This is a genomic window from Kosakonia pseudosacchari (assembly GCF_015167415.1).
Lineage (GTDB): Bacteria > Pseudomonadota > Gammaproteobacteria > Enterobacterales > Enterobacteriaceae > Kosakonia > Kosakonia pseudosacchari.
This window is the reverse complement of the sequence record NZ_CP063425.1, coordinates 440,433-454,732: the sequence shown is the minus strand read 5'-3', so window position 1 is coordinate 454,732 and position 14,300 is coordinate 440,433. Positions and strand designations below refer to the sequence as shown.

Sequence of the window (14,300 nt, the reverse complement as noted above, 5' to 3'; positions counted from 1 at the left end):
GCCTTAACCATTCTGGAGACTGATGTGCGCCTGATTATCGTTTTTCTGATGGCCTGGTGCCTCAGCCTGGGGGCTATCGCCGCAACCGCCCCCGATGCCCGACAAATCGCTCAGGAGCTGGAGCAAGCCAAAGCGGCGAAAAACACGCCGGATCAGGCGGAAACCGTCGAGGTGCTCCAGGCCGCGCTAAACGCGCTCGAAGAACGTAAAGGTTCGCTCGAGCGCGCCAGGCAATATCAAGACGTCATTGATAACTTCCCCAAACTCTCCCGAACGCTGCGCGCACAGCTGGATAACCTGCGCGACGAACCGAAACCCGTTCCAGCGGGCATGAGCAGCGATGCGCTAAACCAGGAGATCCTGCAAGTCAGCAGCCAGTTGCTGGAGAAAACCCGTTTAGCGCAGCAGGAGCAGGAGCGCGCCCGGGAAATCAGCGATTCGCTAAGCCAGCTACCGCAGCAGCAAACCGACGCGCGCCGCCAGGTCACCGAAGTTGAACGCCGCCTCGGTGCGCAAAACAGCAATACCCCGCTGGCTCAAGCGCAAAACTTTGGCGCGCAGGCGGAATCCGCGAAACTGAAAGCCCTGGTCGATGAACTGGAATTGGCGCAGCTATCGGCGAATAACCGTCAGGAGCTGGCGCGCATGCGTTCCGAGCTGGCGCAAAAGCAGAGCCAGCAACTCGACGCCTATTTGCAGGCGTTGCGTAATCAACTTAATAGCCAGCGCCAACGCGAAGCGGAACAGGCGCTGGAAAGCACCGAATTACTGGCCGAAAACAGCGCTAATTTACCGGCGGGAATTGTCGAGCAGTTCCGCATTAACCGCGAGTTGTCGCAGGCGCTAAACCAGCAGGCGCAGCGCATGGATCTGGTGGCCTCACAGCAGCGCCAGGCCACCGGGCAGACATTGCAGGTTCGTCAGGCGCTGAATACCCTGCGCGAACAATCGCAATGGCTTGGCGCGTCCAATATGCTCGGTGAAGCGTTACGCGCGCAGGTCGCTCGTCTGCCAGAGATGCCAAAACCGCAGCAGCTTGATACCGAAATGGCGCAGTTGCGTGTGCATCGCATGCGCTATGAAGATCTGTTGAATAAGCAGCCGCAGCTGCGACAAATCCGCCAGGCGGATGGCCAGCCGCTAACGGCTGAGCAAAACCGTATTCTGGAAGCGCAACTGCGCACCCAGCGCGAGCTGCTGAATTCGCTATTGCAGGGCGGCGATACGCTTATCCTTGAACTCACCAAGCTCAAAGTTTCCAATAGCCAACTGGAAGACGCGCTAAAAGAAGTGAATGAAGCGACGCACCGCTATCTGTTCTGGACGGCGGATGTCAGCCCGATCTCCTTCGCCTGGCCAATCGAGATCGTGCAGGATCTGCGTCGCTTGCTGTCGCTCGATACCATCAGTCAGTTGGGCAAAGCCAGCGCCATGATGCTCACCAGCAAAGAGACGCTATTCCCGCTGTTTGGTGCCTTGCTGCTGGTGGGCTTTAGCATTTACTCCCGCCGTCACTTCACACGCTTTCTGGAACGTTCCAGCGCGCGCGTGGGCAAAGTGACGCAGGATCACTTCTGGCTCACCATGCGTACGGTGTTCTGGTCGATTCTGGTCGCGTCGCCGCTGCCGGTATTGTGGAAAACGCTCGGCTATGGCTTGCAGGAAGCCTGGCCCTACCCGCTGGCAGTGGCGATTGGCGATGGCGTGACCGCCACTGTGCCACTGCTGTGGGTGGTGATGATCTGCGCTACGTTCGCCCGTCCGACCGGCTTATTTGTCGCCCACTTCGGCTGGCCGCGTAACCGCGTGGCACGGGGAATGCGTTATTACCTGATGAGCATCGGTTTTATTGTGCCGCTGATCATGGCGCTGATCATGTTTGATAACCTTAACGATCGTGAGTTCTCCGCGTCGCTGGGGCGGCTCTGTTTTATTCTGATTTGCGGGGCGCTGGCGATCGTGACGCTAAGCCTGAAGCGTGCCGGGATCCCGCTGTATGTTGATAAAGCGGGTAACAGTGACAATATGCCCAACCACTTGCTGTGGAACCTGTTACTCAGTGCGCCTCTTGCGGCGATTCTGGCCGCCTGCGTGGGTTATCTGGCCACGGCGCAGGCGCTGCTGGCGCGTCTGGAAACCTCGGTCGCCATCTGGTTCTTGCTGCTGGTGGTCTATCACATCATTCGTCGCTGGATGCTGATCCAGCGCCGCCGACTGGCCTTTGAACGCGCCCGCCACCGCCGCGCGGAGATCCTCGCCCAGCGCGCCCGTGGTGAAGAAGAGGCTCCGCATCACACCAGTACCGAAGGCACTGCCGAGGTGGATGAGCCGGAAGTCGATCTGGATGCTATCAGCGTACAATCGCTGCGCCTGGTGCGTTCGATCCTGATGCTGATCGCTCTGCTGTCGGTGATTGTGCTGTGGTCCGAAATCCATTCCGCGTTTGGCTTTCTGGAAAATATCCCGCTGTGGGATGTCACCTCAACGGTACAAGGCGTGGAAAGCCTGGAGCCCATCACCCTCGGCGCGGTGCTGATCGCCATTCTGGTGTTTATTATCACAACCCAACTGGTGCGTAACCTCCCCGCGTTACTTGAACTGGCGCTGTTACAGCATCTGGATCTGGCGCCGGGTACGGGTTATGCCATCACCACTATCACCAAATACCTGCTGATGCTGTTTGGCGGGCTGGTAGGCTTCTCGATGATCGGCATTGAGTGGTCAAAATTACAGTGGCTGGTGGCAGCACTCGGTGTCGGGCTCGGTTTTGGTTTGCAGGAGATTTTCGCCAACTTTATCTCTGGCCTGATCATCTTGTTTGAAAAGCCGATCCGCATTGGCGATACGGTGACCATCCGCGATTTGACCGGCAGTATCACCAGGATCAATACCCGCGCGACCACCATCAGCGACTGGGATCGCAAAGAGATCATCGTGCCGAACAAAGCGTTTATCACCGAGCAGTTTATTAACTGGTCGTTGTCAGATTCGGTCACGCGTGTTGTGCTGACGGTACCGGCGCCGGCCGACGCCAACAGCGAAGAAGTGACGCAGATTCTTTACACCGCCGCTGAACGCTGTTCGCTGGTGATTGATAACCCGGCGCCGGAAGTGTTCCTTGTAGATTTACAACAGGGGCTGCAACTGTTTGAGCTGCGAATTTATGCGGCGGAAATGGGGCATCGCATGCCGTTACGCCACGAAATCCACCAGCTGATTCTGGCGGGCTTCCGCGAACACGGTATTGATTTGCCGTTCCCACCATTCCAGATGCGTCTGGAGAGTCTTGATGGCAAACGCACGGCAAGAACGCTGACGTCCTCAGGCAAAAGCAGCCGCCCGGCGGGCAGTTTGTAAGCCAACAAAAAAGGCGCCTCAGGCGCCTTTTTTACGGTTTACTCATCGGGTCATCAGGCCCGGTCGACGGTAAACGCAATCACGTCCGCCAGGCTTTCAGCCTGCAGTGCCAGCATTACCAGACGATCAACGCCCAGCGCGACACCAGAGCAATCCGGCAGACCAGCTTTGAGTGCTTCCAGCAGGTTTACATCCACGGGTTGCTGCGGTAAACCGCGCGCGGCACGTTTGCGATTATCCTGCTCGAAACGTTGCTGCTGTTCGCGGGCATCGGTCAGCTCATGGAAACCGTTCGCCAGCTCAATCCCTTTGAAATAAACCTCAAAACGCTCTGCAACGCGGTGATCTTCTGTGCTGATCTGCGCCAGCGCCGCCTGGCTTGCCGGGAAGTGGTACACGAAGGCCGGACGATCTTTACCGATCTGCGGCTCCACGCCCATGGTGAACAGTAATTGCAGCAGCGTGTCCCGGTCTTCTTCTGTATCGGCGATATTGCTCAGATCAAGCTTCGCCGCCGCTTCACGCAGCTGGGTTTTATCGGCGGAGAGTGGGTCGATTTCCAGATAGCGCTGGAAAGCCTGCTGGTAAGAGAGCGATTCCGCAGGCTGGCACTCCAGAACTTGCTGGAGCAAATCATCCACTTCATTCATCAAGCGATACATATCGTAGTGCGGGCGATACCACTCAAGCATGGTGAATTCAGGGTTGTGATGACGGCCCATCTCTTCGTTCCGAAAGCTTCTGCACAGCTGGAAAACCGGACCACAACCCGCTGCCAGCAGGCGTTTCATGTGGTATTCCGGGCTGGTCATCAGATAGAGATTAAGCCCCTGAGAGTGGCCTGGACCAACAAAACGGGTTTCGAACGGGAACAGGTGAATATCTGTCACCGTTGCCTGGCTCATACAGGGCGTTTCCACCTCAAGCACACCGCGATCGGCAAAGAAACGGCGAATTTCCGCCATAATTGCCGCGCGTTTCAATAGATTGGGGATGGATGCGCTCGGCTGCCAGGTTGCCGTCTCGCTCATGGTACTTTCTCCGATTTCAGACAAGGGCACGAAGTCTACCCGCATCGATCCGCAGAGACAAATTTTGCGCAAAATAATTTCATTAATGTCGTCTATAACTAGAAGGGTAAACATTTAATGGTGATATCAATCAAGATCGATGACATATCACCGCATAGAACAGCAAAAAAATCGAACGCATCAAATTTCCCCCGAATCTCTACGGTTATACTGCCCTTACCCAAAAAGGAGCAGTGGAACATATCCGCAACTACCTTGAGCGCTTCTGGCTTATCGTTGCGGAACAACAATAATCTGGAGGAATGTCGTGCATACCTTTCAAGCCGATATCGCTGTGATTGGCGCAGGCGGAGCGGGATTACGCACCGCGATCGCTGCGGCGCAAGCCCACCCCAACGCCAAAATCGCACTGATTTCAAAAGTCTATCCCATGCGCAGCCACACTGTTGCTGCGGAAGGCGGCTCTGCCGCCGTCGCCCAGGATCATGACAGCTTCGAGTACCATTTCCACGATACCGTTGCTGGCGGTGACTGGCTCTGCGAACAGGATGTCGTTGACTATTTTGTGCATCATTGCCCGACAGAGATGACCCAGCTTGAACAGTGGGGCTGTCCGTGGAGCCGCCGTCCTGACGGAACGGTCAATGTGCGCCGCTTCGGCGGGATGAAAATCGAACGCACCTGGTTTGCCGCCGATAAAACCGGCTTCCATATGCTGCATACCCTGTTCCAGACATCCCTTCAGTTCCCACAAATTCAACGTTTCGACGAGCATTTCGTACTAGATATCCTGGTCGATGACAACCATGCCCGTGGGCTGGTGGCCATGAATATGATGGAAGGTACGCTGGTGCAGATCCGCGCCAATGCGGTGGTGATGGCAACGGGCGGCGCGGGTCGCGTTTACCGTTACAACACCAACGGCGGCATTGTCACCGGCGACGGTATGGGCATGGCGCTTGCGCACGGCGTGCCGCTGCGCGATATGGAGTTTGTGCAGTATCACCCGACCGGCCTGCCCGGCTCCGGCATTCTGATGACTGAAGGTTGCCGCGGTGAAGGCGGGATCCTCGTCAACAAGAACGGCTACCGCTATTTGCAGGATTACGGCATGGGCCCGGAAACCCCGCTTGGCGAGCCGAAGAACAAATATATGGAGCTTGGCCCGCGCGACAAAGTGTCGCAGGCTTTCTGGCACGAGTGGCGCAAAGGCAACACCATCTCCACGCCGCGTGGCGATGTGGTGCACCTCGATTTACGTCATCTCGGCGCGAAGAAAATCAACGAACGTTTGCCATTTATCTGCGAGCTGGCGAAAGCCTATGTTGGCGTCGATCCGGTCAAAGAGCCGATTCCGGTACGTCCAACCGCGCACTACACCATGGGCGGTATCGAAACCGATCAAAACTGCGAATCCCGTATCAAGGGTCTGTTTGCCGTGGGTGAGTGCTCTTCTGTCGGCCTGCATGGCGCAAACCGTCTGGGTTCGAACTCGCTGGCGGAACTGGTGGTGTTTGGCCGTCTTGCCGGCGAACGCGCTATGGAACGCGCCGCAACCGCAACCGAGGCCAATGACAGCGCGCTGAACGCACAAGCCGCCGACGTGGAAAAACGCCTGAAAGCGCTGGTGAATCAGGACGGCACCGAAAGCTGGGCGAAAATCCGCGATGAAATGGGTGAATCCATGGAAGAAGGTTGCGGCATCTACCGCACGACGGAGCTGATGCAGAAAACCGTGGATAAGCTGGCGGAGTTGCAGGAGCGCTTTAAACGCGTGCGTATCACCGATACCTCCAGCGTCTTCAACACTGATGTGCTTTACACCATTGAACTGGGCCACGGCCTGAATGTCGCCGAATGTATGGCGCACTCCGCGCTGGCACGTAAAGAGTCTCGCGGTGCGCATCAGCGTCTGGACGAAGGCTGTACCGAGCGCGATGACGTTAACTTCCTCAAGCACACGCTGGCGTTCCGCGGTGCCGATGGCGCGCCCCGTCTGGAGTACAGCGACGTGAAGATCACCACGCTGCCGCCAGCAAAACGCGTCTACGGTGCTGAAGCTGAAGCGACCGAGAAGAAGGAGACGAACAATGGCTGAGTTGAAGAATCTGAAAATCGAGATTGTCCGTTACAACCCGGAAGTGGACAACGCGCCGCACAGCGCTTTTTACGATGTGCCCTACGATGAAGCCACTTCGCTGCTTGATGCGCTGAACTATATCAAAGATAACCTCGCGCCGGACCTGAGCTACCGCTGGTCGTGCCGTATGGCGATTTGCGGCTCTTGTGGCATGATGGTGAACAAAGTGCCGAAACTCGCCTGTAAAACCTTTTTGCGTGATTACGAGAAAGGGCTGAAAGTCGAAGCTCTGGCCAACTTCCCGATAGAGCGCGATTTGGTGGTCGATATGACCCACTTTATCGAAAGCCTCGAAGCGATTAAGCCCTACATTATTGGTAACACGCGCACGCCGGATCAGGGGCCTAACAAGCAAACGCCGGCGCAGATGGCGAAGTATCACCAGTTCTCTGGCTGTATCAACTGCGGTTTGTGTTATGCCGCTTGCCCGCAATTCGGCCTTAACCCGGAGTTTATCGGCCCGGCAGCAATTACGCTGGCGCATCGCTATAACCTCGATAGCCGCGATAAAGGTAAGAAAGAGCGCATGGGGCAACTCAACAGCCAGAACGGCGTGTGGAGCTGTACGTTTGTCGGTTACTGCTCGGAAGTCTGTCCGAAGCATGTCGATCCGGCCGCCGCTATTCAGCAGGGCAAGGTAGAGAGCTCGAAAGACTTTCTTATCGCCACCCTGAAACCACGCTAAGGAGTGCATTATGACGACTAAACGCAAAGCCTGGGTACGTCCCATGCCATCAACCTGGTGGAAAACCCTGCCGTTTTATCGCTTCTATATGCTGCGTGAAGGAACGGCGGTTGCGGCGGTCTGGTTTAGCCTCGAACTGATCTTCGGTCTTTTTTCGCTGAAACATGGGCCGGAAAGCTGGGCAGGGTTTGTGCATTTTCTGCAAAACCCGATTGTGCTGATCCTCAACCTGATCGCGCTGGCGGCAGCACTGCTGCACACCAAAACCTGGTTTGATCTGGCGCCGAAAGCGCAGCTCATTATTGTTAAGGGCGAAAAATTGGGTCCAGAGCCGGTTATTAAAGGGCTTTGGGTGGTAACGGCAGTGGTCACCGTGGTGATCCTGTTTGTCGCACTGTTCTGGTAAGGAGGCCAACGTGATTAACCCGAATCCAAAACGTTCTGACGAACCCGTTTTCTGGGGATTATTTGGCGCTGGCGGTATGTGGGGCGCGATTGTTACACCGGTTATCGTGCTGTTGATTGGCGTGCTGTTGCCGCTGGGATTCTACCCCGGCGACGCACTCGGCTACGATCACGTGCTGGCATTTGCGCAAAGCTTTATTGGCCGCGTTTTTATCTTTTTGATGATTGTATTGCCGGTGTGGTGCGGTCTGCATCGTATACACCACATGATGCATGATTTGAAAATCCATGTTCCCAGCGGTAAATGGGTGTTTTATGGCCTTGCGGCCATTCTCACCGTCGTTACCCTGATCGGTGTTTTATTTCTTTGATACCAGTCGCTCTCCTGCGTAAGCGGGAGAGCAAATTTCCCGCCAGCGTCTATACCCTAAAGAAAGATCTGGAAGGAAAATCTCATGCGCCTGATGCTGCTTGTCGTGACTGTTATCGCTGCGCTGTACATCTCCGGCTGTAGTTCTCCCACTCCTCCTGACGGCGTGACCGTCGTACAGAATTTCAATACGCAACGCTATCTGGGTAAATGGTACGAAATTGCCCGCTTTGACCACACCTTTGAGCGCGGGCTGGAAAGGGTCACCGCCACGTATAGCCTGCGCGACGATGGCGGTTTGACGGTAGTGAATCGTGGTTACAACACAGAACGCGGTATGTGGCAGCAAGCCATCGGCACCGCGTATTTCACCGGCGACCCACGCACCGCCGCGCTGAAAGTCTCCTTCTTCGGCCCCTTCTATGGCGGCTATAACATCCTCGCGCTGGACAATGACTACCGCTACGCGCTGGTTTGCGGGCCGGACCGCGACTATCTCTGGATACTGTCCCGCACGCCAACCCTTCCGGCAGACGTAAAACAGCAGATGCTGGACATCGCGGCCCGGCAGGGGTTTGCCGTGGAAAAACTGCTATGGATTAACCAGCCCCATTAGTGGGCGCTGAGTTTCAATCCGATAATCCCGGCGACAATCAGACAAAGGCTGAGGATACGCGCCAGGCTCGCAGATTCGCCGAGCAGCACAATGCCGGCGACGGCGGCGCCGACTGCGCCAATACCGGTCCAGATGGCATACGCCGTGCCCACCGGTAATGTTTTCATCGCCCATGACAGCAGCACAACGCTTGCGATCATCGCCGTCACGGTAATGATGCTTGGTGTTAACCGGGTAAAACCGTGGGTATATTTCAGGCCGATAGCCCAAACCACTTCAAGAAGACCTGCAATAAGAAGAATTAACCAGGACATTTTTGGCTCCCGTGCGGGGCCGTCCCCATTGTGAATGAGCACAAACGGGTCGTCCCGTTCGGCGTGTGAAGAGAGGCAAATTTTGCCGATTTTGGCTCGTTATTTCAATATTTTTGTTGTAGCTCAATTTCAGGCGCTTTAAAGCGAGAAATAGCCACTGTTCGCAACGGAATTCCGGCATTTATCCACCATATCTACCCCCTATGATAAATCCGCTCTCCTGAATTCAGGACGTTGTGCGCCACTCTCTGACTGCGAAGAAAAATATGTTCAAGATTCTCGTGATTGACCGCTGTTACTTCACCCGCACAGGGATGGAATCCTGGCTCAATCAACCCGATTTGTTCCCCGCTTCCTTCCTGGTAACCGCGTTGCATAACCTGATGCTCGCCAAAGAACATATTGTGCAGTGGCAGCCGGACCTGGTTATTGCCGATCTTCACGGATTCAAGAATGAAATCCATCATATTCAACAACTTGCGTCGTTTTTCTCCGTTTGTAGCGATCCCACGCAAGTGATGTTGTTAGAATCTGGCGAAGATGCGCAATTGTCAGAATTTTGCGCGCAGTTTGCCATTCAGGCGACGCTGTTGAAAACAGAACCGCTGGAAAAGCTGGCGAAAATTATCGACGCAATGGTGCTGGCGCGCCCAATCCGTGCAATACCGAAAATCGCTACCCCGCTGCTGACAAAGCAGGAAGAAAAAGTGCTGACGCTGTGGATGGAAGGGAATAATAACCAGGCGATTGCCAATAATCTCAGCATTAACGGTAAGACCGTTTACACCTACAAGCGCAATATCAGAATGAAACTGGGGATGGGAAACCGCTTTACACCGTTCTTATCACTGCCGGAAAACTCAAACTAACGGTACGGCAAGCGCCGTACCGACAGTGATTACTGTTGCGCTTTTGATGCCGCGCCAGAAATCGCGTTACCGCCATCGGAGATATCTTCTCCCACACCACGCGTGGTGTTACAGGCCGTCAGGACTGAGGAAAGAACCAGAACAGAAAAGATCGCAGCAATTGTCTTCTTAACCATAATATCTTCCTTTTGTAGCCAATATTGTTTGTGTATAGCCACTTAAGCATAGACAAAATCCGGGAAGGTTACCGGAACGGAAGCATTTTTAGGAAGAGAGGAAGTTTTAGTTCGCTGCGCGAGAGATGACATGACCCAGGCTTTGGATATCTTCACCAACGCCACGGGCGGTATTGCAACCGGAAAGCAGTGCGCAACTGATAAGAAGTAGAGAGAGGAATTTCGTCAGACGTTTCATATCATCCCTGCCTGCAAAGTTCGACGGCGTAGCACGGTGCTACGCCGACGTCGTGAGGATTATTTCACGCGAGATACGTATTCGCCAGAGCGAGTATCTACTTTAATCACTTCACCAATCTGCACAAACAGCGGAACTTTAACCACTGCGCCAGTGCTCAGGGTCGCCGGTTTGCCGCCGGTACCTGCGGTGTCACCTTTCAGACCTGGATCGGTTTCAATAACTTCCAGCTCAACGAAGTTCGGCGGCGTAACAGCGATAGGCTGGCCGTTCCACAGCGTTACGATGCACTCAGCCTGATCCAGCAGCCATTTTTCGCTGTCGCCAATGGCTTTCGCATCAGCGGAAAGCTGTTCGAAGGTTTCGTTGTTCATGAAGTGCCAGAACTCACCGTCGTTGTACAGGTAAGTCAGGTTCATATCGACAACATCCGCGCCTTCTGCAGAATCAGTGGATTTGAAGGTTTTTTCTACACGCGTACCGGTCAGCAGACGACGCAGTTTAACGCGTGCGAAAGCCTGGCCTTTGCCTGGTTTAACGAATTCGCTGGCTTCAACCGCATAAGGTTCGCCGTCCATCATGATTTTAAGACCGGCACGAAAATCGTTGCTATAGTAAGTCGCCATAAGGCCCTCTGAAATTGTTAACTGGTAGCTAAGCCACAAAATGGCGCATATTGTAACCCTAAAAACCCCATCCAGAGAAGATTGGTTAATACAACTTGCCGATGTAATCACCGATCCGGATGAACTGTTACGTTTTCTAAAGATAGACACTGATGAAAATTTAATCGCTGGCGGGGCGGCAAAACGCCTGTTTCCGCTGCGTGTCCCCCGCGCATTCGCCGCGCGCATGCAGCCGGGGAATCCTCATGATCCTCTTTTGCGTCAGGTACTTACTTCCCAGGAAGAGTTCATTGCCGCGCCAGGTTTCAGCACCGATCCGCTGGAAGAACAGAGCAGTGTCGTACCCGGTTTACTGCACAAATATCGCAATCGTGCGCTGCTGCTGGTGAAAGGCGGTTGCGCGGTAAATTGTCGTTATTGCTTCCGTCGCCACTTTCCTTATGCCGATAACCAGGGCAACAAACGCAACTGGCAAGGCGCGCTGGACTATATCGCGGTGCACCCGGAACTGGATGAGATCATTTTTTCCGGCGGCGATCCGCTAATGGCAAAAGATCATGAACTGGACTGGCTGCTTAGCCAACTGGAAGCCATCCCGCATATCAAACGTCTGCGCATTCACAGCCGTCTGCCAATTGTGATTCCGGCGCGGATCACCGATACGCTAAGCGCGCGTTTTGCGTGCTCATCGCTGCAAATTTTGCTGGTGAACCACATCAACCACGCACAGGAAATCGGTGATGATTTTCGCCATGCGATGGCGCAACTGCGTCAGGCCAATGTCACGCTGCTGAATCAGAGCGTGCTGTTGCGCGGCGTGAATGATAATGCGCAAACGCTGGCGGATTTAAGCAATGCGTTGTTCGATGCGGGTGTAATGCCCTATTACCTGCATGTGCTGGATAAAGTGCAGGGTGCGGCGCACTTTATGGTCAGTGATGATGAGGCGCGCACGATTATGCGTGAGCTGCTGACATTGGTTTCAGGTTATATGGTGCCGAAACTGGCCCGTGAGATTGGTGGTGAACCCAGTAAAACGCCGCTCGATCTGCAGCTTCGTCAGAGCTAAAAAAAACGGCTACGCGATGAGAGCAAACGTAGCCGCGAAACAGACGAGCCTACAGCGGCTCGTCGCTAAAACTTAAAAGGTTTCCCACCCATCATCTCCGCCACCCGCCACTGCCGGGCGCGGCTGTCTGACGGGCAACACTGAAGACCTCACGACAGCCGGTTGTTGACCGGGCAAACGGAAGACATCAACCAGCTGTTGCAGTTTGGTGGCTTGATCTTCGAGGCTACCGGCCGCCGCAGACGATTCCTGAACTAACGCGGCGTTCTGCTGGGTGGTGGTATCCATTTCGGACATCGCCTGGGCAATCTGCGAAATGCCGCGGTTTTGTTCGTCGGAGGCTGCAGCGATTTCCTGCATCAAATCTTTCACCTGCAGCACCGAGTTTACAATGCCGTTCATGGTTTCACCCGCCAGGTCTACCTGCCGCGAGCCCTCTTCAACAAAGGTGACCGACTCGCTGATCAGCGCTTCAATCTCTTTTGCCGCCTGCGCGCTACGCTGGGCTAATGAGCGCACCTCACCAGCTACCACAGCGAAACCTCGCCCTTGATCCCCGGCTCTTGCCGCTTCAACGGCCGCATTAAGCGCCAGAATGTTGGTCTGAAAAGCGATGCCGTTAATGACCGACGTAATTTCCGAAATACGTTTGGAACTATCCATAATATCTTTCATACGGCTGATGGCAGTCCCAACGACGCTCCCACCTTGCGAAGCGGTATCAGAGGCGGTAAGAGCAAGCTGGCTGGCCTGATGCGCGTTTTCCGCGTTCTGTTTAACCGTGGAGCTTAACTCTTCCATACTGGCGGCAGTTTCAACCACAGCGGCGGATTGCTGCTCGGTACGCGCCGAAAGTTCATTGTTGCCTAAGGCTATCTCATTGGCGGCGGTATTCACGGAGCCGGAAGCGGCACGTACCATTGCCAGCGATTCAGCCACGCGCTCAACAAGATTATTAAATGCACTGACTGCCTGCCCAATTTCGTCCAAACGCCCGGTCGGTAACGCATGGCTGAGATCCAGTTTTTCGCTGATAGTGACCATGCCATCTTTCATACCGTTCAGTCGACGTTTGATATTCAGCACGGTAAACAGTCCGAACAAACCCAGAATGAGGGTAGCGGCAATCGTCGCCGTTAACGAAAGAACCATCGCCCGGGAAATTAAATTGTCACTGTCTTCAACAGCCTTAGCGACTAATGATGAGTTGTACGCCACTTGCTCAGCAAAATCATTAATTAACAGCGCAATATTATCTGCGACAACCCCACCTTTCTGCATTGACTTAATAATGGCAACGCGGTCATTACTTTCTGAGACTTTAAAATACTGGTCCATTACAGAACGGAATTTTTCTAAATCACTTAATGTTTTATTAGATAAATCCTGATCATGTTGGTCAGAAACAAGATCTTTAAGGTAACCCTGGTGCATGGCGTAGAGATCGTCATACAATTTTGTTGCATTCTGTTTTATTTCGGCCATCCCGGCGGGATCGTCCGTCAGACCATGTAAAAAGAGCTGCCCGCGAACTTTTAAGATCTGCATTGTCTCTTTATTCATTGCATCCAGGCTGGGTAAGGTATTTTCCTGAAAATAATTTTGTGACTCACCAATTTTAGAGAGCGAAAGTATAGCGATAACATTAGTGCCGATGAGGCTTAAGATCAGTAACGAGAAAGCAAGTAACAATCTCTTTGTAATATTCATTAGTAACTCCCGACACCATCATGCATAAAATATATTGTTAAATTATACAGTCCCTCGTTTTTTGTCCTGAGATGAGTATCGGCAAGTCGTAATATTACTTTAGTCACCAATGCATTTTTTGGTGAAAAATATATCCAAACCTGTGAATATAATCACATTGGATAAATCTTAAGAAAACTTAATATTCAGGGTGATAGAACAGTTAATTAGCAGAGGAATTATATTCACGCTTATTCATACTTAAATAATTAGAAGCCACCTGTTGAGAATGAAAGCGAGATTATTTTAGATAGTCGTGCCCCGCCATTACTGACGGGGCACAATTAAATATATCAGTTCGGGCATTTATACACTTGTGCATTCATTTCGCTGGCGGTCGGCACGAAGCTCGATAAGAAGCCTTGTGTTGGGCTTGAGACGCTGTACAACACGTTACCGCCCATCGCCGCTGCCTGGTTACGCAATGCATTCGCTGCACCGCGCATTGAACCGCCCTCCTCACCATGCTGACCAGAGAGCCAGTTGCTCTGTGAACCCGTGGCGGTGCCGAGATACTGGCAGGTTGCCGCCGGCTTCTCCTCGACAAAGCGAACGCTCTGCCCGCCGCTAGTCAATTCATTACTGCTGCTACACCCTGCCAGCAACAGCGAGGCGCCAATAATCCCTGCTAAATGTTTTACGTACATGTTATTCC

Annotated in this window: 15 protein-coding genes; 8 read left to right on the top strand and 7 right to left on the bottom strand. The window is 53.7% G+C overall.

Annotated elements, in window-relative coordinates:
- The first annotated feature begins 24 nt into the window (after positions 1–24).
- Complete coding sequence (gene mscM / locus IP581_RS02065) at positions 25–3,357, top strand: miniconductance mechanosensitive channel MscM (protein ID WP_193821641.1); 3,333 nt, start codon at positions 25–27, stop codon at positions 3,355–3,357.
- 53 nt (positions 3,358–3,410) lie between these two features.
- Here the strand turns inward: mscM and epmA are convergent, their stop codons facing one another.
- Positions 3,411–4,388, bottom strand: a complete 978-nt coding sequence (epmA, locus tag IP581_RS02060) for an elongation factor P--(R)-beta-lysine ligase (protein WP_097401610.1) — start codon at positions 4,386–4,388, stop codon at positions 3,411–3,413.
- 307 nt (positions 4,389–4,695) lie between these two features.
- Here epmA and frdA point away from each other — a divergent pair, with 307 nt between their 5' ends.
- The 5 genes from frdA (at position 4,696) to blc (ending at position 8,604) form a co-directional block, all read left to right on the top strand.
- A complete protein-coding gene (frdA, locus tag IP581_RS02055) occupies positions 4,696–6,486 on the top strand; it encodes a fumarate reductase (quinol) flavoprotein subunit (protein WP_193821640.1) in 1,791 nt (596 codons plus the stop codon).
- Positions 6,479–7,213 carry a succinate dehydrogenase/fumarate reductase iron-sulfur subunit gene (locus IP581_RS02050; protein WP_086873004.1) on the top strand — a complete coding sequence of 245 codons (735 nt, stop codon included), beginning with the start codon at positions 6,479–6,481 and terminating at the stop codon, positions 7,211–7,213. Before frdA ends, IP581_RS02050 begins: the two co-directional genes overlap by 8 nt.
- A gap of 10 nt (positions 7,214–7,223) precedes the next feature.
- On the top strand, positions 7,224–7,619 hold the full coding sequence (gene frdC / locus IP581_RS02045; protein WP_086873005.1) for a fumarate reductase subunit FrdC: 396 nt from the start codon (positions 7,224–7,226) through the stop codon (positions 7,617–7,619).
- A gap of 10 nt (positions 7,620–7,629) precedes the next feature.
- Positions 7,630–7,989 carry a fumarate reductase subunit FrdD gene (gene frdD / locus IP581_RS02040; protein ID WP_193821639.1) on the top strand — a complete coding sequence of 120 codons (360 nt, stop codon included), beginning with the start codon at positions 7,630–7,632 and terminating at the stop codon, positions 7,987–7,989.
- 84 nt (positions 7,990–8,073) lie between these two features.
- Positions 8,074–8,604 (top strand): outer membrane lipoprotein Blc, encoded by a 531-nt coding sequence (gene blc, locus IP581_RS02035; protein ID WP_193821638.1) that lies wholly within the window; start codon positions 8,074–8,076, stop codon positions 8,602–8,604.
- Here the strand turns inward: blc and sugE are convergent.
- Positions 8,601–8,918 (bottom strand): quaternary ammonium compound efflux SMR transporter SugE, encoded by a 318-nt coding sequence (gene sugE, locus IP581_RS02030; protein ID WP_097401612.1) that lies wholly within the window; start codon positions 8,916–8,918, stop codon positions 8,601–8,603. The genes blc and sugE overlap by 4 nt on opposite strands.
- 266 nt (positions 8,919–9,184) lie before the next feature.
- Here sugE and IP581_RS02025 point away from each other — a divergent pair, with 266 nt between their 5' ends.
- Complete coding sequence (locus IP581_RS02025; RefSeq protein ID WP_086873008.1) at positions 9,185–9,787, top strand: helix-turn-helix transcriptional regulator; 603 nt, start codon at positions 9,185–9,187, stop codon at positions 9,785–9,787.
- Between the two features lie 29 nt (positions 9,788–9,816).
- On the opposite strand, the gene ecnB is transcribed toward IP581_RS02025, so the two are convergent.
- From ecnB to efp, 3 genes are all read right to left on the bottom strand, one after another.
- Positions 9,817–9,963 carry a lipoprotein toxin entericidin B gene (gene ecnB, locus IP581_RS02020; RefSeq protein ID WP_020456213.1) on the bottom strand — a complete coding sequence of 49 codons (147 nt, stop codon included), beginning with the start codon at positions 9,961–9,963 and terminating at the stop codon, positions 9,817–9,819.
- A 106-nt stretch (positions 9,964–10,069) separates the two neighbouring features.
- On the bottom strand, positions 10,070–10,201 hold the full coding sequence (locus IP581_RS02015) for an entericidin A/B family lipoprotein (protein ID WP_017459192.1): 132 nt from the start codon (positions 10,199–10,201) through the stop codon (positions 10,070–10,072).
- A gap of 59 nt (positions 10,202–10,260) precedes the next feature.
- Positions 10,261–10,827 carry an elongation factor P gene (gene efp / locus IP581_RS02010; protein WP_017459193.1) on the bottom strand — a complete coding sequence of 189 codons (567 nt, stop codon included), beginning with the start codon at positions 10,825–10,827 and terminating at the stop codon, positions 10,261–10,263.
- Between the two features lie 40 nt (positions 10,828–10,867).
- Between efp and epmB the strand changes: the two genes are divergently transcribed.
- The gene (gene epmB / locus IP581_RS02005; protein WP_193821637.1) at positions 10,868–11,896 is read left to right on the top strand and encodes an EF-P beta-lysylation protein EpmB; all 1,029 of its coding nucleotides are present in this window, start codon (positions 10,868–10,870) and stop codon (positions 11,894–11,896) included.
- Positions 11,897–11,968: 72 nt separating this feature from the next.
- Here the strand turns inward: epmB and IP581_RS02000 are convergent, their stop codons facing one another.
- Together IP581_RS02000 and IP581_RS01995 are read right to left on the bottom strand one after the other, a co-directional pair.
- Positions 11,969–13,606, bottom strand: a complete 1,638-nt coding sequence (locus IP581_RS02000) for a methyl-accepting chemotaxis protein (RefSeq protein ID WP_193821636.1) — start codon at positions 13,604–13,606, stop codon at positions 11,969–11,971.
- Between the two features lie 332 nt (positions 13,607–13,938).
- Positions 13,939–14,292, bottom strand: coding sequence for a DUF4156 domain-containing protein (locus IP581_RS01995; RefSeq protein ID WP_086873011.1), 354 nt, complete (start codon positions 14,290–14,292; stop codon positions 13,939–13,941).
- Between the last annotated feature and the right edge of the window lie 8 nt (positions 14,293–14,300).